The organism is Frankia sp. CgMI4 (assembly GCF_001756285.1).
Lineage (GTDB): Bacteria > Actinomycetota > Actinomycetes > Frankiales > Frankiaceae > Frankia > Frankia casuarinae.
Genome location: NZ_MAQZ01000114.1, coordinates 186,787 through 206,635, shown reverse-complemented (window position 1 = coordinate 206,635; position 19,849 = coordinate 186,787). Strand labels below are relative to the sequence as shown.

The window sequence follows — 19,849 nt, the reverse complement described above, 5'->3', positions numbered from 1 at the left end:
GGGGCATGGTGAACGTAGACGCATCCGGGAGTCCAACCGTCGGCCAGGACACCGGATCCGGGCCGGCGGTGCTCTCGGGTCCCCGCCGCCCCCAGGCGCCGGTGGACGTGACCGCGACCGCGGTCGTGGCCACAGCCGCGAACAGCGCYACAGCCGCGAACAGCGCCACAGCCGCGAACAGCGCCACAGCCGCGAACAGCGCCACAGCCGATGTCACGACCGGGACGGTCATCACGCCCGGGACCGCGCGCACGACCACCGCCGTGGCGCGGATCGCGGCGGCCAGCCCGCAGCTGCTGGTAGTCGCTGTCATACTCGCCGTTGCCGCCGGCGCGCTGATGCGGTTCGCCACCCCCAGCCATCTGTGGCTCGACGAGTCGTTGACGGTCGCCATCGCCTCGCGCCCCGTCCCACAGCTGCTCGACGCGCTGCGGCACGACGGCTCACCGCCGCTGTACTACCTGCTGCTGCACGCCTGGATCGCGGTGTTCGGCGACGGGGACGTCGCCGTCCGGGCGTTGTCCGGGGTGCTGTCGCTGGCGACGCTGCCGGCGGCGTGGCTGGCCGGACGGCGGGTGGGCCGGACGGCCTTCCAGGCCGGCAACGGTGGCCGCGACGCCGACGCCTGGGTGGGCTTGGCGACCCTGCTGATGTTCGCCTGCTCTCCCTACGCGATCCGCTACGGCAGCGAGACGCGGATGTACTCGCTGGTCGTCCTGTTGGTGCTGGTGTTCGGGCTCGCGACCGTGCGGGCGCTGGAACGCTCCGAGCCGGCACGGCTGGCGATGCTGACGCTGGCGACCGCCGCCCTCGTCTACACCCACTACTGGACGTTCCTGCTGATCTTCACCGTGGCGGCGTTCATGCTGCTACAGGCCCGGCGGYGACCCCAGTACCGGCAGGTGACCCTGCGGGCCTTCGCCGCGATGGCGGCTTCCGCCGTGCTGTTCGCGCCGTGGATGCCGTCGTTCCTGTTCCAGATGCTGCACACCGGAACGCCCTGGGCGCCCAAGGTGCAGGCCCAGGTGCTGCTGGACACGGTCTTCGACTGGGCCGGCCCGACCTCCACCGGTGCGCTGCTCGGCATCGTGCTGCTCGGGGGCGCGCTCATCGGCCTGACCGCGCGTCCGGACGGGCGGGAGCTCGCGGTCAAGGTCTCCGGCCGGGTGCCGGGCCGTTACCTGGCCGCGATCTGGCTGGTCCCCCTCGTCCTGGCCTACTGCGTGAACATGTTCGGCGGCAGCGCATATGCYGAGCGCTACACCGGCATCGCCCTGCCGGCCTGCCTGCTGCTCGCCTCGCTCGGCATCGCCCAACTGCCGGGCCGGCGGGTGCGGGCCGGGGTACTGATCGTCGCCTCGCTCAGCGGCCTGCTCGGCGGGTGGCAGCTCGCCCGGACCGAACGCACCCAGGCCGGGGAGATCGCGGGCCGGATCGTCGCGCTGGCCCGGCCGGGAGACGTGGTCGCCTACTGCCCGGACCAGCTCGGCCCGGCCGTGCACCGGGCAATCGAACGGCACGGCGAAGTCACGGTACGGGAGATCGTGTACGCGGACAGTTCCGGCCCGGCGCTCGTCGACTGGGTCGACTACGCCGACCGGATGAAACGGGCGAACGGCACCAGCTTCGCGGCCGAGGTCAACGAACTGGCCGGCCCCGGCCACGCCGTGCTGCTCGTCCGCGCGGACGGTTACCGGTTCCTGGAGGGCGCCTGCGCCGTGCTGTCCGACCAACTCGCCACGCTGCGCGACCGCACCGTGCAGGTCGAGCGGCGCAACCTGTACGAGGGCGCGTCGCTGGAACGGTTCTCCACGCTGCGCTGACCGCCCGCGCGGGCGGGGTCGTCAACGGCGCGGGCGGGGTCGTCGACGGCGAGGGCCGCGACGGCCAGCACGAGCAGACCCATCGGCAACGTGTAGTGGTTGAAGAAGGTCTGCTTGTTCATCAGGTTCAGGGTGAGCAGGACCAACGCCGCCCCCAGGCAGAACCCGGTGGCGTCCCCGCGAGCCCGCCAGGYCGCCGTGTAGGCACCGAGGAGGGCGACCGCGGTCGAGCCGAATCCGAGCGTGACCCCGAAATGCGACGCCAGGCCCGGCAGGGACAGCGAGTGGGCGAGCACCTCGTAGTGGAGGTTCGTCCAGACCGCGTCGTCGAGAAAGTCCCGGGGACCGGCCAGCACCCAGGGGGCAACGAGGAGCGCCGCCGCGGCCGCGGCCGAGGCCGTCCGGCGGGGCCCGAACGCGGGGTAGCCCGCCGCCAGGGGGATCAGCAGCGCGACGTGCTGTTTGGTCGCCAGGGCGAGCGCGAACGTGACGACCGCCACCCGTCCCCGCCCGCTCGTCGACGCCCACACCGTCGCCGCCAGGCACGCCACGAGCAACGGCTCGGTCCAGGACTGCTGCAGGGCGTACATCGACTCGGGGAACACGACGACCAGCAACGGCAGCGCGGCCACCGCCGGCGCCGCGGGTGCCCGTCCCGCGACCGCGCGGATCAGGACCGCCGCCACCGCCAGGGCCAGCAGCAGGCCGTAACGGACGTCACCGAGCAGAAGCCGGAAGGGAGCCARGAGCACGGACGTGACCGGTAGATAGGGGTAGACGTCGAACAGGCCGTCGACCGGGTACTCGGCCCGGCTCGGCGCCCATTGCTGCCGGTACATGTCGGCCCCGTGCGACAGGCCGGCCGCGGAGACCTGGAGCAGGTGGAAGACGTCGATGCGGGGCGTCGGCGCGGCGCGGATCGTAGCGACGCCCGCCGCACAGGCCAAGGCCAGGACCAGCCAGAACACCCACGGAGAGGCGAGCACATCGAGCCGGCCCCGGCCCCGGTGGTGCTCCCGGCCGATCCGACGCCCCCGGCCGACGTGGTGCAGCATGACCATGATCGACCCGGCGGCGAGCAGGCCCGCGAGGATCGCGAGCACGTCCGCCGCCGTGGCGAACCGGCCGGCGGCGTAGTAGCGGGGACGGCGCACGAGCGGCGCGACGCCGATCACGACCGCCACGAGCAGCCACGCCCCGAACCACCCGCGCGGGCGCACGGCCACGGCGGTGCCGGCGGTGCTGCTGGTGCCGGCGGTGCTGCTGGTGCCGGCGGTGCTGCTGGTGCCGGCGGTGGCCACGACCGCCAGGACCACCGCCGCGAAACCTACCAGGACACTCGACAGCGCCCAGGCGCCGTACCGACCGTCCTTGGCCGCGATGCCACCGGCCACCGCGCACCAACCGACCAGAATCGCCGGCATCACCCGCCCCGGAGGAACCGGCCCGTCCGGGGGAGGCGAGGTCTGCGGTGCCCGTTGGCCGGGTATCGACAATCCCATGTGCGCACGATGCCAGAGCCCCACTCGATCAGGCGGCGCGGAGGCGCGTTATGGGAATAGGGCGGACGTATAACGGATCATCGCATCGTGTCGGGGCGAGGGGGTGCGGACAGGTCGAGGGGGTGCGGACGGGTCTCCGCTCGCGCCATGCAACACTTGCGACCCAGGACCGGTCCCAGGGGCCCGGCGTCCCGGTGGCGCGATGCCCGGTGTCCGTCCACCCGAGTGACCATGAGTGTGTGTTGAGGAGAGGTCCGGCACAGTGACCGAAAAGCCAGAGGTAGTCGTCATCGGAGCCGGACCGGCAGGTCTGACCGCCGGTTGGGAGCTGGTGAAACGGGACGTCCCCGTGACGATTATCGAGGGTGACTCGGTCGTCGGCGGAATCAGCCGTACGGCCCAGCGTGAAGGTTGGCGTTTCGACATCGGCGGCCACCGCTTCTTCACCAAGGTTCCCGAGGTCGAAAAGCTCTGGCACGAAATCCTGCCGGACGAGGACTTCCTGCTGCGCCCCCGATCGAGCCGCATCTACTACAACGGGAAGTTCTTCGACTACCCACTCAAGGCGGGAAACGCGCTCGGCGGGCTTGGCCTGGTCGAGGCGGCGCGCTGCATCGCCTCCTACGCCGCGGCCCGGATCCGGCCGCCGCAGGACCAGAGCAACTACGAGAACTGGCTGGTGGCCCGTTTCGGCTGGCGGCTCTACCGCACCTTCTTCAAGRCCTACACCGAGAAACTGTGGGGCGTTCCGGTGAGYGAGATGCCCTCGGACTGGGCCGCGCAGCGCATCAAGAGCCTGTCCATGATGAACGCGATCGTGAACGCGGTCCTACCGAAGCGGAACCAGAAGGAGATCACCTCCCTCATCGAGGAGTTCCAGTACCCCAAGTACGGGCCCGGAATGATGTGGGAGACCGCCACCGACAAGATCATTAAGCAGGGTGGCCGGGTGGTCTTCGAGGAGAAGGTCCGCAAGATCCACCATGCCGACGGCCGCGCGACCGGCGTCACCACGACCGTGACCGGCGGGTACGGCCCAGGGGCCGGCGCCCCGGAGTCCTCGCGCTCCGACCTCGGCAGCGAGTACCAGTACCAGGCCGACGAGATCATCTCGTCGATGTCGTTCTCCTCCCTCGTCCGGGTGATGGACCCGCCGGCACCGGCCCACGTGCTGGCCGCGGCGAACGCGCTGAAGTACCGCGACTTCCTCACCATCGCCCTCGTGGTGCCGGCCTCGGCCGCTTTCCCGGACAACTGGATCTACATCCACTCCCCCACCGTCAAGGTCGGCCGGATCCAGAACTTCGCCTCCTGGTCGCCATTCCTGGTCAAGGACGGGCGTACCTGCCTCGGCCTGGAGTACTTCGTCTTCGAGGGTGACGAGACCTGGAACGCCTCCGATGAGGAACTGGTCGCGCTCGGGACGAAAGAACTCGTCGAGCTGGGTCTGATCAGGGCCCAGCAGGTGGAAGAGGGTTTCGTCGTACGCATGCCGAAGGCATATCCATACTACGACCTACACTACAAGAAGAACGTCGATATCATCCGCGCCTGGCTGGCCGAGAACACGCCGAACGTCCACCCGGTCGGCCGTAACGGCATGCACCGTTACAACAATCAGGACCACTCGATGCTCACCGCGATGCTCACGGTCCAGAACATCATCGACGGCACCAAGCACGATGTGTGGGAGGTCAACGTCGAGGAGGATTACCACGAGGAGGTTTCGTCGCCGGCCCGGGGCATCGCCCGGTCCTGACGGAGGATTCGTCCGGAGCACGGATTCATCCGGGACGGGTTCGTCCGGGGCACGGGTTCGACGGACGCCGCCACAATGTCAGGCGCGTTGTCGGGCAGGTTGTCGGGCGCGTTTCACCGTCGGCGCCCGCTCCACTTCCGGGGCCGGCCGGCATGGCCGGGGACGTACCCGGTATTACCGGGTACGGATCGGATGGGTGATGGGACGGGCCGCGTCCCATCACCCATCCGGAACATCATCGAGGCGTAGGGGCGCGCCACGCGAGACTGGTACCGGATGCGGCCCTGCCCGGCCGGCCGATCGTCTACCGGCCGGCCCGTCGCAGTCCGGTCAATGTGGACGGAAGGGACTGACCGTGACGGATGTCGCGGTCCGGCCGGCGGAGCAGATCCCCGAGCCGGTCGACCAGGTCGGGAACGCATCCGGCCGTGCGGGACGGATCTTCACCGCGGTGATGGGGGTGCTCCTCGCCGTCTCGGTGATCGTGCGGTTCACCGCCAGCCAGGCACTCTGGCTGGACGAGGCGCAGAGCGTCGCCATCGCCCGCCTGCCCCTGCGTGGGTCGGCCTTCACGATGTGGGACGGCCTGCTACGGGACGGCTCACCGCCGTTGTACTACCTGGTGCTCCACGGCTGGATCAAAGCGTTCGGCGAGGGCACCTTCGCGGTCCGCTCCCTGTCCGCGCTGATCAACATCGGTGCGGCGTGGCCGCTGTTCCTGCTCGCCCGCCGCGTGGTCGGCGAGCGGGCGGCGCGGGTCAGCGTCGTGCTGTACCTCACGTCGCCGTTCGCGTTGTACTTCGGGACCGAGACCCGGATGTACAGCCTCATCGTGTTGCTCACCGCGTTGGGTGGACTGGCGTTGGAGCGCGTCCTGCGGGCACCGTCGATCAGATCGACGATCGCCCTGGCGCTCTGCGCGGGAGGCCTGGCGCTGACCCATTACTGGTGCCTCTACSTGCTGCTCACGGTCGGAACGTGGCTGGTCCTGCTGCTGGTGGCCCGTCCGTGGTGGGTCGCGCGCCAGATCCGGCGCGGGGCGGGCGCGGCGGACCCGGCGGGTGTGCCGRGCGGCATGACCGCCTCGGCGAACGATCCGGGCCCGACAGGTGTACCCGGATACCGTTCCGCCCCGGGAAGCCCGGGAAGCCCGGGAAGCCCGGGAAGCCGGGGCCGGGGCGCCCCCCACAGTCACCGGACACCGACCCGTTTCCTCACCCCGCAGCGGCGGGGGCCGGTCTTCGGGCTGCTCGGCATCGTCGGTGGCGGGCTGGTCTTCGCCCCGTGGCTGCCCGACTTCTTCGACCAGCTTGCCCACACCGGCACCCCCTGGGGCGAGCCCGCCAGCTATGCCGCGATCTCCCACGCCTACGGCCAGTGGGCCGGCGGCCCGACGACCCTGGGTCGCCTGTTGCTGTTCCTGATCACCGGTCTCGCCGCCGCCGGCATCGCCGGCCGGCCCGCGGGTAGCCGGTTCATCCTTCTCGATCTGCGTGGTCTCGAACCGGGTCGGACCCTGTTCCTGCTGGCCACCGGCACACTCGTCGTCGCGGTGACGGCGGGCAAGGTGGTCGGCAACGCCTGGGCCGACCGGTACACCGCCACCGCCTTCGTGCCGTTCCTGCTGGTCATCGGGCTCGGCGCGACGATCATCACCGATCGGCGGGTGTTCCATGGAGTGGTCGCCGTCGCCGCCCTGACCGGTCTGCTCGCCGGGACCTCCGACATCCACCGGGAGCGGAGCCAGGCCACCGAGGCCGCGYAGGTCCTCGAGCGGACCGCCCGGCCCGGTGATGTGATGCTGGTCTGYCCGGACCAGCTCGGACCGGGCCTCGCCCGTACCGTGYCGAACTGGATGAAGGTGTACGTCGTGCCGACCTACGCACCGCCGGATCGGGTCGACTGGGTCGACTACGAGCAGCGCAACGAATCGGCCAACGGGGTCGCGATCGCCCGGYGCGCCCTCGCCGAGGCCGGTCCGGAACACACCGTCTTTCTCGCCGGTTCCGGGTCATACCGCACCTACGAGGAGCTGTGCACGGTGGTGCGCACCACCCTGCAGGAGGCCCGGCCACTCGCGGACGAGGTCATGAAGCAGGGTCTGCCGGCCAAGGTCTACGAGAACTACGCGCTGCTGCGGTTCCGGGCCTCTTGACCGCGACCGAGGCCCTGCCGGATGATCATCGGGTAGGTGGCGGCATGGGCGGCCGGCATGCGGCCACCCGCTGGGAGGACCGCTGGCAACTGCGCGAGGTCGTGCTCGCCTGGCTCGCGGCCCGGCTGGCGGTCGGTGCGGCCCTGGCGCTGACCAGGTACATCGCCGACAACGCCCGCGGGCAGCAGGGCGCGCAGCTGAGCACCACCGACCTGCTCGGTTGGGACGCCGGGTGGTACAAGACGATTGCCGAGGTCGGGTACAGCGGCGCTGGGGCCGAGAGCCGCCGGTTCTTTCCCCTGCTGCCGCTGCTCGTGCGGGGGTTGTCGAAGCTGCCGGGAGCCGACGCCCACGTCGGCGTCGTGCTCCTGGTCGTGGTCAACGTGTGCGCGTTGGTCTTCGCGCTGCTGCTGGTGGGGCTCGCCCGGTTCGAGGGGTTCGCCCCGGAGGCGACCACCCGGCTCATCTGGCTCGCCGCGCTGGCTCCACCCGCCTTCGTCCTGGTCATGGGGTACGCCGAGGCACTCGCCGGGCTGCTGGCCGTGGCGGTGTTCCTCGGTGCCCGCAGCGGGCGCTGGGAACTGGCGGCCGTGGCCGGCCTGCTCGGCGGCCTGTGTCGCCCCCTCGGTCTGATCCTCGCGGTGCCGGTGCTTCTCGAGGCGGCCCGGGGGCTGCCTTGGCCGCTCGTCCGCCGGCTCGGCCCCGGCCCCGGCCCTGGCACGCCGGCCACCACGCCTACGGCTGGAACGCTCACCGCCCGCGACGGGCTGCGTCGACTACTCGCCGTGCTCGCCCCGGTGGCCGGCGCCGGCATCTACCTGCTGTGGTCGGCGCACTCCTACGGTGACGGGCTGGCGCCGTTCACGCTGCAGCGCGACGCGGCACGTCACGGCAGCAGCTCGAACCCGCTGGCGGTGCTGTGGGACGCGGCGCGGGGCGCCTTCTCCGGCGAGCTGGGCACGGCGCTGCACGTGCCGTGGCTGCTCCTGGCGCTCGTGGGGCTGGTGGTCATGGCGCGCCGGCTGCCAGTGTCGTACCCGGTGTGGAGCGCCCTGGTCCTGGCTGCCGTGCTGACCGGCAGCAACCTGGACTCCGCCGAGCGGTACGTCTACGGGGCGTTCCCGTTCCTGCTGGTCGCCGCGCTCGTCACCGCCCGGCGGGAGATCTTCACCTTCACGCTCGCCGCCACCACGGCCGCGATGACCCTCTACGCGACGCTGGCCTTCACCCTCTCCTACGTGCCCTGACCACCGGCCGTGCCCTGACCACCGGCCGCGCGTCGGTGGATGGCGCGCTGGGCCCGCATCATCTCGCGAGCGCTTCCAGAAGCCCTTCCAGAAGATGGCGATACGGTTAACGTAGAGGGGGACCGCACGATGATCGGTCGCCATCCCACGCCACACCACACCACACGCAGCCGGTCATCCTCCGCTCGCAACCACGAGGTCAGGCCGCATTGGATGGAGTAGAGCTGGAGTACCAGCGGCTGTACCTGCCGCCGGGTACGGACCGCCGGGCAGCCGTCCAGATCCTCACGATGCACGCCGAGTTCGGCCACTGGGAGCTCGAACGCCTACGGCTGTTCCCGGATGGCTCCCGGCGGGTAGTGCTGCGCCGCCGTCGGCGCCCCGGCGGCCTGCCCGGCTATCTGCCCACCTGACAGCCGCCCACCTGGCAGCGGACCTGGGAGGGCGTGCGCACCTCGACCACGTCCGGAGCGATCCCCCGGGTCTGCAGATGCCGTCCCGACAACGCCCATCCGGCCGGCACCTCGGCTCCAGTTGCGCCGGCTCCAGTTGCGCCGGCTCCAGTTGCGCCGGCTCCGGCGTCGCCGGTATCCGCCTTCCGGGACCGCTCCACCGTCCAGACGTCGACCCGGAACCAGTGATCGCTCCAATGGGCGCTGTCATCGGCCCGCAGCTGCACAAACCGGCGACGCAGAACCTGCCGGGCGACCTCCAGCGCGGACAACACGCTGACCTCGATGCCCCCGGACGGCTCGGCCCGATCGGCGATCCATACGCTGCCGTCCCGGCTGACCTGCACGAGATAGGCGTAGGTGGCCCGGGGATGGTCCGCGTCCGCGTCCAGCGGAGCTCCGAGGCCGATGCTGGACAGCGGATCGCCAGCCATACCCCCATCATGTCATGCATCGACGATGGCTCCTACGCGGATGGTGCCCCGCGCGCGGACAGCGGCATCTCGTCAAGCCGTACCGGCAGGTTCAGGTCAGCAGATCCGTACCGGCAGGTCCGTACCGGCAGGTCCGGTCAGCAGGCGTGCAGGAAGCGGTCGAGGACGCGGACGCCGAAGCGCAGCGAGTCGAGCGGCACCCGTTCGTCCACCCCGTGGAACATGCCGGAGAAGTCCAGGTCGGGCGGCAGCAGCAACGGGGAGAACCCGAAGCAGCGGATGCCGAGCCGGGAGAAGGACTTCGCGTCCGTGCCGCCGGAGAGCATGTAGGGCACGGCCCGGGCAATCGGGTCCTCGGCGCGCAGCGACGCGGCCATCGCCTCCACCAGCGCGCCGTCGAAGCTGGTCTCCAACGCCTGGTCGTGGACGACCCATTCGCGACGGATGTCCGGCCCGAGGATCTCGTCGAGCTGGCGGATGAACTCCTCCTCCTGACCGGGCAGATAGCGACCATCGACGTAGGCGGTGGCCTCGCCCGGGATCACGTTGACCTTGTGACCGGCCTCGAGCTGGGTCGGGTTGGCGGTGTTACGCAACGTGGCACCGATCATCCGGGCGATCGGGCCGAGCTTCGCGACGGTCGCCTCCAGGTCGTCCAGGTCGAACTCGATRCCGAGCGCCTCCCCGAGGGAGTTCAGGAACACCCGGACCGTCGGGGTCATGACCAGCGGGAAGGTGTGCCGGCCGAGCCTCGCCACCGCCTCGCACAGCGCCGTCACCGCGTTGTCATCGCTGATCATCGAACCGTGRCCGGCCCGGCCGGCAGCGGTCAGCTTCATCCAGGCGATGCCCTTCTCCGCCGTCTCGATGAGGTAAAGGCGCAGGTCGTCRGAGACGGTGTAGGAGAACCCACCGACTTCGCTGATCGCCTCGGAGCAGTCGGCAAACAGGTCGGGATGGTTCTCGACGAGCCAGCGCGCCCCGAGGACGCCGCCGGCCTCCTCGTCCGCGACGAAGGCGACGACGAGGTCCCGGGGTGGCCTGCGGCCGGTGCGGACGATGTCGCGGATGACCGCGAGGGTCATCGCGTCCATGTCCTTCATGTCCACCGCGCCCCGACCCCACAGGCAGCCGTCGGCCTCCTCGCCAGCGAACGGCGGCAGGCGCCACTCGCTGSCATCCGCCGGCACCACGTCGAGATGACCGTGGACGAGCAGCGGCGCACGCGAGGGATCCGCCCCCTCCACCCGGGTCACCACGCTGGTGCGGCCCGGGGCCGACTCCAGCAGGGTCGGCTCAAGGCCCACCTCCGCGAGCTTCGCCGCGACGTACTCCGCGATCGGGCGCTCGTTGCCGTCGCCGTTGCCGCGGTTGACCGACTCGAAGCGGAGCATCTCCCGACAGAGCTCGACCACCTCGCCCTCCGCGGAGGGGGCGGTCACCGGCAGGCGCAGGCCACCGGTGCGGTCGGGGGGGGTCGTGGACGCACTCGCCATGCCGCCTAGTCTGCCCCGTCGGGGGTGCAGCCGCCGGGGCGACCGTCTCCTGGGGCATCGACAGCTGCGCGGAACTTGAGGCGATCGACCCCCGGCTGCGGTGCGTGACCGCCATAAGCGCTTTCGACCTTGACAGGTCCGGGACGCCCCCGGCGGGCTATCGTGTGATGGCCGCGGTGGCGACGCTGGTCCCCGTCCTGCGACGGATGGCAGCCTTCCACCGGAAGGATGTCAAAGGATGTCAGCGGCGCCGTAGCCGGCGTAGTCGAGCAGGTCGTAGAGCTCCGCGCGGGTCTGCATCGCCGGGACCAGGTCGGCCTGGGTGCCCTCGGCGGCGAGCGTCGCGAGCCCCCGGATGATCGCGCCCATCGCCACGCGCAGCGTCGTCACCGGATAGATGACGGCATTGACCCCGAGGTCCGTCAGCTGCGCCGCGGTGAGCAGCGGCGACTTCCCGAACTCGGTCATGTTCGCGAGGATCGGCACGTCGACGGCGGCCCGGAACGCCGCGAACGACCGCTCGTCGGCGAGCGCCTCCGGGAAGATCATGTCAGCGCCGGCGTCAACGTAGGCACGGGCCCGGTCAATCGCCGCGGTCAGCCCCTCCACGGCGACGGCGTCGGTGCGGGCGCAGAGCACGAAGGCGTCGTCGCGGCGGGCCGCCACCGCGGCGCGCAGGCGGCGCACCATCTCGTCGCGCCCGACGACCGCCTTGTCGTCCAGGTGGCCGCAGCGCTTCGGGTTGACCTGGTCCTCCAGGTGACAGCCGGCGAGCCCGGCGTCCTCGAGCAGCCCGATCGTGCGGTGCACGTTCAGCGGCTCACCGAATCCCGTGTCGGCGTCGACGAGGGTCGGCAGGTCGGTGACCCGGGCGATCTGCCCGGCACTCGCGGCGACCTCGGTCAGCGTCGTCAGCCCGACGTCGGGCAGTCCCAGCGCCGCGGACAGCGCCGCCCCCGAGACGTAGACGCCGTCGAAACCGGTCCGTTCGATGCTCATCGCGACCAGCGGGACGAACGCGCCCGGCCAGCGTTGCAGGCGGCCGGAGGCGAGACCCGCCCGCAGCATCCGCCGCTTGTCCGCGACGGGCCGGCCGGCCGGCACCATCATGCGAAGACCCCCCTCGTCCCGCCCGTTTCCAGGGCGAGCGCGTCGGCGACGAGGGTCAGCCCGGCGAGCTCGGCCGGGGTCAGGGTGTCGAGCCGGCCGACCAGGTCGAGGAACCGGTCCTGTTCGGCGGCCGACACGACCCCCTCGGCGAGCGTACGCAGCTTGGCGACGTAGTCCGCACGCCGGAACGGCCGGGCCCCGGCCGGATGCGCGTCGGCGACGGCGATCTCGTCCACGATCGACGTCCCGTCAACGAGCGTGACCTCCACCCGCCCGCCGAAGGCCCGCTCGGCCGGGTCGGTCGCGTGGTAACGGCGGGTCCACTGCGGATCCTCCACCGTGCGGATCCGGTGCCACAGCGCGACGGTGTCGGGCCGGGCGGCCCGTTCGGGGGCGTAGGAACGTTCGTGGTGCCACGTCCCGTCCTGCAGCGCCACCGCGAAGATATACATGATCGAATGGTCGAGCGTCTCCCGGCTCGCGGTCGGATCGGCCTTCTGCGGATCCCCGGCGCCGGTGCCGATCACGTGATGCGTGTGATGGCTGGTGTGGATGACGATCTGGCGGATCGCCGCGACGTCGACCTCGAAGGAGGCTTCGGAGGAGGCCGTGGACGAGCCGGCCCCGAGAGACGAGCCGGCCCCGAGAGACGAGCCGGTCCCGGGCAGCCGGGTACGCAGCCGGCGGGCCAGGTCGATCAGCGCCTGGCTCTGGTACTCGGCGGAGTGCTCCTTGGGATAGGTGGCGAGGATGCCCCGACGGGGCTCGCCGGGTTCCGGCAGCGCCACCCGGTACACCGCGTCCGGGCCGCCGAGCAGCCAGGCGACGACCCCGTCCTCCCCCTCGTAGATCGGCGCCGGCGAGGTCTGGCCGCGCATCGCCCGGTCGACCGCCTCCACCGCCGTCTTGCCGGCGAAGGCCGGGGCGTACGCCTTCCAGGTGGAGATCTCGCCCTTGCGGGCCTGACGGGTGGTCGTCGTCGTGTGCAACGCCTGGCCGACGGCCTGGTAGATCGGCTCGGGGGGCAGGCCGAGCAGGGCAYCGATCCCGGCGACGGCGGAGGGGCCCAGGTGGGCGATGTGGTCGATGCGGTGTTCGTGCAGGCAGATGCCGGTCACCAGGTCGACCTGGATCTCGTACGCGGTGGCGATCCCGTGGACCAGCTCGGCGCCGCCGCGGCCGGTGTGCTGCGCGACGGCGAGCACCGGGGGGATGTTGTCGCCCGGATGGGAGTAGTCCGYGGCCAGGTAGGTGTCGTGGAAGTCCAGTTCCCGCACGGCGACGCCGTTCGCCCAGGCCGTCCACTCCGGCGACACCCGTACTGCCCGCTCGACGCCGACGACCGTCGCTCCCGGGGTGTACGGATGGGCGAGCGCCTGGTCGCGGGCCGCGACGACCGGGCCGCGGGTCAGCGCCGCCGCGGCGACCGCCGCGTTGTCGATGATTCGGTTGCCGATCATCTCGACGACCTCCGGCGGCACCGGCACCCGCTCGGCGGCGACCTCGGCGATCTTCCAGGCAAGCTGGTCACGCCGGGGCGGCGCCTCGACGGACCGGCGGGCGCGCACCTCGTGCAGCTTCATCGGACATTCCCCCTGCCGTCTCCACGGTTCTCACCGGCCACTTTCCTCACGGCGGCGGAGCAGGTAGGTATCCATGATCCAGCCTTTACGCTCGCGGGCCTCGGCGCGGGTCCGCTCGATCAGCCCGCCGACCTCGGCGACCGGACCGTGCAGCAGGACCTCGTCCGGGGTGCCGAGGTAGGCGCCCCAGTAGATGTCGACGTCGTCGGCCGGCAGGGTCAGGAAGGTGTTCTCGGCATCGAGCATGACGACGACGTCGTCGACCCCCGGCGGGAATCCGGCGGCGAGCCGGCGACCGGTCGTGATCTCGACCGGGCCGCCGATCCGGTTCAGGATCAGCCGGTGGCGGGCGGCGAGCGCCTGCACGCTGGTGATCCCCGGGATCACCTCGTAGTCGAACCGCACCACGCCCCGCGCCACGATCCGGTCGATGATGCGCAGCGTGCTGTCGTACAGCGACGGATCACCCCAGACCAGGAACGCCCCGCAGCCATCCTCGCCCAGCTCGTCGAGCATCATCCGCTCGTACAGTGCGGCCCGGCGGGAATGCCAGTCCTCGACGGCGGCGGTRTAGTCCGTCGAGGACCGGTCGCGGCTCGGGTCACGGGCCTCGACGATCCGGTAGCCGTTCCCCTCGACGTGCCGGTCGAGGATCTCCCGCCGCAGCCGGACCAGGTCCTCCTTCGCCGCCCCCTTGTCCAGGACGAAGAAGACGTCGGCCCGATTCAGCGCCTTGACGGCCTGGATCGTCAGCTGGTCGGGGTCGCCGGCACCGATGCCAATGACGAGGATCGTGCGCATCTCAGCGCGGATCGGACCCGGCCGGGCTCACCGAATCCGGGCTCACCGAATCCGGGCCCGCCGAATCCGGGCCCGCCGAATCCGCCAGGCCCGGGGCGACGTCCACCCCTGGGACGATCTTGCCGGGGTTGAGGTTGCGGCCCGGGTCGATGCCGTCGAACAGCGCCGTGAGCAGGCGCACGCCGGCTGGTGAGATGTCGTCGGCGAGCCAGCGCGCGTGCTCGACGCCGACCGCGTGGTGGTGGGACAGGGTGCCGGCATGCTCGATGAAGCCCTGCTGGATCGCGGACTTCACCGTGTCGTACCCGTCGATCGCCTCCAGCGTCACCGGGGAGGCATAGGCGAACGTGAAGTACAGGCAGGCCCCGGAGTGGTACGAGTGCGACAGGTGGCACATGATCCAACCGGTCACACCGATCTCGGCGAACGCCTTGTTCGCCCGCGCGACCACCCCCCGGTACAGCGGGCCGAGCTGCGACCAGGACGTCGACGTCTCCGACACGTCGGCCATCGCGCCCTGACCGAGCAGGAAGTCCCGGATGTACGGGGTGTCGAACTTCTTCTGGTCGTAGAGCTGCCCCGGGCCGGTGCCGACACAGATCCCGCCCCGGCGCGCGACGATCGCCCCGACCAGCTTGCGCTGGGCCTTGACGTGCGCGGGTGAACCCTCGAAGCCGATGAACGACAGGCACATCTGGTCGAGGTCGTACCTGCGGACCCGGCGCAGGTACTGCTTCATACCGGCCGAGACGAGACTTGAGGCCAGGGAGCCGCGCTTGCGGGTAGCGAAGGAGAACCGCGTCTCGTTGGCGTCGGAGACCCGGGTGACCGTCGGCGCGGCCTCGCTCGCGGCGATCTCCCGCATGGCCAGCAGTGCCGCGTCCCAGGTCGGGAAGAAGTAGCCGAGGATCACGCGCTGCTCGGGCACTCGATGCACCTGCACCGTGGCCTCGGTGATGATCCCGAGCCGCCCCTCGCTGCCGAGGATCATCTCCCGCACGCTGGGGCCGGTCGACTGGCTGGGCACGGGCCGGGTGACGAGTACCCCGGCGGGGGTCACGACCCGCACCGCCCTGGTAATCTCCGCGATGTCGCCGTACTTGTCGGACTGCATGCCCGACGAGCGGGTGGCGATCCAGCCGCCGAGGGTGGAGTGGGCGAAGCTGTCCGGGAAGTGGCCGAGCGTCCAGCCCTGCGCGGCCAGCTGCTCCTCCAGACCCGGGCCGAGGGCACCGGCCTGTACGCGGGCGAGGCGGGCGTCRGCGTCGATCTCCAGCACCCGGTCGAGCCGGCCGAGGTCGACGGAGATCACCGGGCGGGTCTCGGTGCGCGGCGCCTCGAGACTGCCGGAGATGTTGGTGCCGCCGCCGAACGGGATGACGACCGCGTCCGCGGCCAGCGCCGCGGCCAGCACCGCCCGGACCGCCTCCTCGTCTCCCGGGTAGACGACGACGTCGGGCAGTCGGCCGAGGTCGTGGTTACGAACCCGGACGAGGTCACGCAGGCTCTTGCCGTAGGCGTGCACGACCCGCGCCTGTGCGTCGGTGGTGACGTGCTCCGCGCCGGYGGCGTCGACAAGCGCGGCGCGCAGCGGCTCCGGCAGCACGGGGTCCGCGATCGTCAGGTCCGCGAAGGCCGGTGGCTGGGCCGGCAGGCGGGTGATGTCGAGCCCGATGTGCGTACGGATGAACGGCGCGAGGTCGGGCTTGTCACTGGGGCTGAAGGAGACACTCTCCTTGCCCCAGCCCCACCACTTCATGTGCGTGACCAACGATGGCTCCTCGACGGGGACGGACAGYGGACGACGGCTCGGGGGGACGACGGCTCGGGGGGAGGGCGGCGGACCGCTCAGGTGCCGGCGAGACGTTCGACGACCGGCGCCATGGCGGTCAACGCGTCCAGGGAGACCCCGATCGTGCTGAGGCCGAAGCGCTCGCGGCGCTCGACGAGGTCGTCGACGATCTCGTCGACCGACCCGCACAGCGCGTGCGGGGTCGCGAGCGCCTGTTCGGAGGTGAGCCCGAACCCGGCGGCCAACTGCTCGGCGACCTGGGTGCGGTTGTCGGTGACGACGACGAGGTGGACGCGGACCTGAAGGGTGAGATCGTCCCAACGGGCGCCGGCGGCCTCCCGGATCCAGCGGACCTTCTCCTCGGTCGCCGCCGTCGTCGCGTTGGCGCCGAGCGAGGCGTCGATCACCCCGCCGGCCATGTTCATGTTCAGCCCGATGATGTCGGCCTCACGGGCGGCGAGGGTCAGCAGCCGGCGCCCGCCACCACCGATCACGATCGGCGGGTGGGGCCGCTGCACCGGCTTCGGCGTCCCGTTCAGGCCGGCGACCTGGTAGTGGGTGCCGCTGTAGGTGAACGGTCCGTCGGCGAACATCCCCTTGATGACGGCGAGGGACTCGGCGAGCCGGCCGATGCGCACCCCCGGCGGATCGAGCGGCAGACCGGCTCGGGAGTAGTCGGAGGTCATCCAGCCGGCGCCGAGGCCGAGTTCGAACCGTCCGCCGGACAGCGCGTCGAGGGTCGCCGCCTCCTTGGCCAGCACCACCGGATGGCGGTAGTCGTTACTGAACACCATCGCGCCGATCCGCAGCGTCGTCGTCGCGTCGGCCGCGGCCATCAGCGCCGCGATCGGCGCGACCTGCTCGTCGAGATGGTCGGAGACGGTCAACGTCGCGTAGCCGAGATCCTCGACCCGGTGGGCGAGGTCGGCCCATGACCGGGCGCTCACCTCGGCGGGGGAGGAACACTGGATGTTGAACCGGAACGGCCGTTTGTACGGCCCGCCGGAGACCTCGGTCACCGCAGCCACTCCTCCACTCACCGGGGCATCTCCAGGATGGGACACATCGAGGACGGGGCGCCTCGAAGACGGGACACCTCGAAGACGGGCACTCGCCGGTGGCATCCTCGAGGACGAGGCGGATACCAAGATAGCCCGTCGGGCGACCGGCGGCCGTCCCCGGCGCGACCCGACCGGCGCGACCCGACCGTCGTCAGACCGTCACCGGACCGACCCGATCGGCCCTAACCGTCACCGGACCGACCCGGCTGACCGGCGCAGCGACCGCAGGTACTCGCCGGCCGCCCGTGCCTGCTCCGGGGTCGGCGGCGGCTCGCGCAGTGCCTGGACGGCGGCACGGCGCGCCTCCCCGGTCAGCCGGTCGACGTAGAGGATCCCGTCGAGATGGTCGACCTCGTGCTGGAAGCAGCGCGCAAGCAGGCCCTCGCCGGCGTACTCGACCGGCTGCCCCGTAACGTCCACCCCGCGGACCCGCGCGGCCAGCGCCCGCGTGGTCGGGAAGTGCAGCCCCGGGACGGACAGGCATCCCTCCGGGCCGTGCTGCTGGGTCTCCCCGGACCGCTGGGTCTCCCCGGACCGCTGGGTCTCCCCGGACCGCTGGGTCTCCCCGGACCGCTGGATCCCGCCAGGCCGCTGGGTCTCCCCGGGCCGCCCCGGGTCCGGGCCGAGTTCCAGCACCGGGTTCACCACCACCCGCGGCACCCGTGGTACCGACTCGTCACGCGGGTCGTAGTCGACGTCGAAGACGAACAGGCGCAGCCCGACCCCGATCTGCGGGGCGGCAAGCCCCACCCCGGGCGCGTCGTACATGGTGTCGATCATGTCGGTGACCAGCCGACCGAGCGCAGTGTCGAACTCCGTGACCAGCGTGGTCGGAGTGCGCAGAACGGGATCACCAACGGTGCGGATCGGGAGCACGGTCATGCGGGATACTGTGCCACGTGAATCGTGAAGGACACCTGGATCGTGAAGGACAGTCAGACGGATCGTGACGGCCGGCGTGGCGATCCGTCCGCCGCCGGGATCGCCGCGTTGCGCGCCCGCGGGGAGCGGGTTACCCCGGCCCGCCGGGCGGTGCTCCAGGTACTCGCCGGCACGAGCGAGCACCTGTCCGTTGACGACGTCTTCGCCCGGGCGGAGACGATCGTCCCGGGCATGCACCGCACCACCGTCTATCGCGCGGTGGAGACCCTCGGCGACCTCGGCCTGGTCACCCACGTCCACCCCGACCACGGGCCGGCCGTCTACCACCTGGCGGCGGCCCTCACCGGCGGCGCCCACCTGCACGTCCGGTGCCGCTCCTGCGGCACGATCCTCGACGTGCCCGCGGACCTGCTCGACGACGTCGCGCGTCGGCTCGCCACCACCGTCGGGTTCACCCTGCAGCCCGACCACGCCGCCCTTGCCGGTCGGTGCCGCGCCTGTTCGGTGACGTCCCCGTCCGTGGACGGGGACCTCGCACCCGCATGACGAGGGTCCGCGCCCGCATGACGAGGGTCCGCGGCGGCGCGGCGAGGACCGCGCGCCGGCGTAATCTCGCAGGTACCGACTATCGCGAGGAGGCTGCGGGGATGCCGCCGGAGCAGGGCCCGGTCGTGCTGGGCATCGAGACGTCCTGCGACGAGACCGGGGTGGGGCTCGTCCGGAACGGCACGCTGCTGGGCGAGGCCCTGTCGACGAGCATGGACCAGCACGCCCGCTACGGCGGGGTGGTCCCCGAGATCGCCGCCCGGGCCCACGTGCAGGCGCTGGTGCCCTGCGTGCGCGCGGCGCTGTCCTCGGCGGGGCTGTTCGTGGCGGACATCGGCGCCGTCGCGGTCACCGCCGGCCCCGGCCTCGCCACCGCCCTGCACGTCGGGGTGGCCGCGGCGAAGGCGTACGCCACGGCGCTCGATGTTCCCCTCTACGGCGTGCACCATCTCGCCGGTCACCTCGCCGCGGACCTCGTCGACGGCGAACCGCTACCCGATCCCCTCATCGCCCTGATCGTCTCCGGCGGGCACACGTCGCTGCTGCGGGTGGGGGACCTCGCTCGCGACCCGATCACCCACCTCGGCGACACGCTTGACGACGCGGCCGGGGAGTGCTTCGACAAGGTCGCCCGGGTGCTCGGCCTGCCCTATCCGGGCGGTCCCGCGGTCGACCGAGCCGCGGTCGGCCACGATGCGACGGCGCTGGCCTTCCCCCGGCCGCTGACCGGCCGGGCGGACGCGCCCTACACCTTCTCGTTCTCGGGGCTGAAGACCGCCGTCGCCCGATGGGTCGAGTCGCATCCCGACTCCCCCGTACCGGCCGGCGATGTGATCGCATCCTTCCAGGAGGCAGTCGTCGACGTGCTCACCGCCAAGGCGGTCCGTGCCTGCCTCGACCACGGGATCGGTGACCTGCTCATCGTCGGCGGGGTCGCGGCGAACAGCCGGCTGCGGGCGCTGGCGGCCAGCCGCTGCGAGCAGACCGGCATCCGGCTGCGGATACCGGCCCGCCGGCGGTGCACGGACAACGGCGTGATGATCGCGGCGTTGGGTGACCTGCTCGTCCGCGCCGGCGCCGAGCCCTCCCCCGCCGAGCTCACCGCCATGCCGGGCGCGTTCCTCGAACGGGCCCAGCTCGGCACCGCRCTGCCGGCCCTGCACGCCGCGTGAGCACCGGCGGGCCCCTCGAACGGGAGAAGCGCGA

At 71.6% G+C, this 19,849-nt stretch carries 15 protein-coding genes; 7 read left to right on the top strand and 8 right to left on the bottom strand.

Features of this window, described 5'->3' with window-relative positions; all coding sequences use genetic code 11:
- The first annotated feature begins 5 nt into the window (after positions 1 to 5).
- From Manayef4_RS19825 to Manayef4_RS19805, 5 genes are all read left to right on the top strand, one after another.
- On the top strand, positions 6 to 1,823 hold the full coding sequence (locus Manayef4_RS19825) for a glycosyltransferase family 39 protein (protein ID WP_254665752.1): 1,818 nt from the start codon (positions 6 to 8) through the stop codon (positions 1,821 to 1,823).
- A gap of 1,764 nt (positions 1,824 to 3,587) precedes the next feature.
- Positions 3,588 to 5,084, top strand: a complete 1,497-nt coding sequence (locus Manayef4_RS19820; protein ID WP_070132772.1) for an NAD(P)/FAD-dependent oxidoreductase — start codon at positions 3,588 to 3,590, stop codon at positions 5,082 to 5,084.
- A gap of 355 nt (positions 5,085 to 5,439) precedes the next feature.
- The gene (locus Manayef4_RS19815; RefSeq protein ID WP_070132770.1) at positions 5,440 to 7,239 is read left to right on the top strand and encodes a glycosyltransferase family 39 protein; all 1,800 of its coding nucleotides are present in this window, start codon (positions 5,440 to 5,442) and stop codon (positions 7,237 to 7,239) included.
- Positions 7,236 to 8,486: a hypothetical protein gene (locus tag Manayef4_RS19810; protein WP_175443435.1), complete on the top strand. Its 1,251-nt coding sequence runs from the start codon at positions 7,236 to 7,238 to the stop codon at positions 8,484 to 8,486. Before Manayef4_RS19815 ends, Manayef4_RS19810 begins: the two co-directional genes overlap by 4 nt.
- Before the next feature lie 209 nt (positions 8,487 to 8,695).
- Positions 8,696 to 8,899 carry a DUF5703 family protein gene (locus Manayef4_RS19805; protein ID WP_011437049.1) on the top strand — a complete coding sequence of 68 codons (204 nt, stop codon included), beginning with the start codon at positions 8,696 to 8,698 and terminating at the stop codon, positions 8,897 to 8,899.
- Here the strand turns inward: Manayef4_RS19805 and Manayef4_RS19800 are convergent.
- The 8 genes from Manayef4_RS19800 to Manayef4_RS19765 all read right to left on the bottom strand — a co-directional run bounded on the left by Manayef4_RS19800 (position 8,884) and on the right by Manayef4_RS19765 (position 18,097).
- Complete coding sequence (locus tag Manayef4_RS19800; RefSeq protein ID WP_070132768.1) at positions 8,884 to 9,372, bottom strand: hypothetical protein; 489 nt, start codon at positions 9,370 to 9,372, stop codon at positions 8,884 to 8,886. The two genes, Manayef4_RS19805 and Manayef4_RS19800, sit on opposite strands and share 16 nt — an antisense overlap.
- Before the next feature lie 137 nt (positions 9,373 to 9,509).
- Positions 9,510 to 10,868, bottom strand: coding sequence for a M20/M25/M40 family metallo-hydrolase (locus tag Manayef4_RS19795; RefSeq protein WP_083282578.1), 1,359 nt, complete (start codon positions 10,866 to 10,868; stop codon positions 9,510 to 9,512).
- A 231-nt stretch (positions 10,869 to 11,099) separates the two neighbouring features.
- Positions 11,100 to 11,978: a methylisocitrate lyase gene (gene prpB, locus Manayef4_RS19790; RefSeq protein ID WP_023841056.1), complete on the bottom strand. Its 879-nt coding sequence runs from the start codon at positions 11,976 to 11,978 to the stop codon at positions 11,100 to 11,102.
- Entirely contained in the window at positions 11,975 to 13,561 is a 1,587-nt protein-coding gene (locus tag Manayef4_RS19785; RefSeq protein WP_070132767.1) for an MmgE/PrpD family protein, read from the bottom strand. Before Manayef4_RS19785 ends, prpB begins: the two co-directional genes overlap by 4 nt.
- A gap of 30 nt (positions 13,562 to 13,591) precedes the next feature.
- The gene (gene cobF, locus Manayef4_RS19780) at positions 13,592 to 14,362 is read right to left on the bottom strand and encodes a precorrin-6A synthase (deacetylating) (RefSeq protein WP_011437054.1); all 771 of its coding nucleotides are present in this window, start codon (positions 14,360 to 14,362) and stop codon (positions 13,592 to 13,594) included.
- 1 nt (position 14,363) lies between these two features.
- Positions 14,364 to 16,133: an FAD-binding oxidoreductase gene (locus Manayef4_RS19775; RefSeq protein ID WP_070132765.1), complete on the bottom strand. Its 1,770-nt coding sequence runs from the start codon at positions 16,131 to 16,133 to the stop codon at positions 14,364 to 14,366.
- Positions 16,134 to 16,210: 77 nt separating this feature from the next.
- Complete coding sequence (locus Manayef4_RS19770) at positions 16,211 to 17,173, bottom strand: LLM class F420-dependent oxidoreductase (protein ID WP_023841053.1); 963 nt, start codon at positions 17,171 to 17,173, stop codon at positions 16,211 to 16,213.
- Positions 17,174 to 17,404: 231 nt separating this feature from the next.
- Positions 17,405 to 18,097: a peptide deformylase gene (locus Manayef4_RS19765; RefSeq protein ID WP_011437057.1), complete on the bottom strand. Its 693-nt coding sequence runs from the start codon at positions 18,095 to 18,097 to the stop codon at positions 17,405 to 17,407.
- A gap of 42 nt (positions 18,098 to 18,139) precedes the next feature.
- Between Manayef4_RS19765 and Manayef4_RS19760 the strand changes: the two genes are divergently transcribed.
- Positions 18,140 to 18,643: a transcriptional repressor gene (locus Manayef4_RS19760; RefSeq protein WP_023841051.1), complete on the top strand. Its 504-nt coding sequence runs from the start codon at positions 18,140 to 18,142 to the stop codon at positions 18,641 to 18,643.
- Between the two features lie 101 nt (positions 18,644 to 18,744).
- On the top strand, positions 18,745 to 19,815 hold the full coding sequence (gene tsaD, locus Manayef4_RS19755) for a tRNA (adenosine(37)-N6)-threonylcarbamoyltransferase complex transferase subunit TsaD (protein WP_011437059.1): 1,071 nt from the start codon (positions 18,745 to 18,747) through the stop codon (positions 19,813 to 19,815).
- Positions 19,816 to 19,849 lie beyond the last annotated feature (34 nt).

Coding starts and splice junctions, on each gene's coding strand:
- prpB (WP_023841056.1), bottom strand. CDS start 11,978: ATGATGGTGCCGGCCGGCCGGCCCGTCGCGGACAAGCGGCGGATGCTG.
- Manayef4_RS19800 (WP_070132768.1), bottom strand. CDS start 9,372: ATGGCTGGCGATCCGCTGTCCAGCATCGGCCTCGGAGCTCCGCTGGAC.
- Manayef4_RS19765 (WP_011437057.1), bottom strand. CDS start 18,097: ATGACCGTGCTCCCGATCCGCACCGTTGGTGATCCCGTTCTGCGCACT.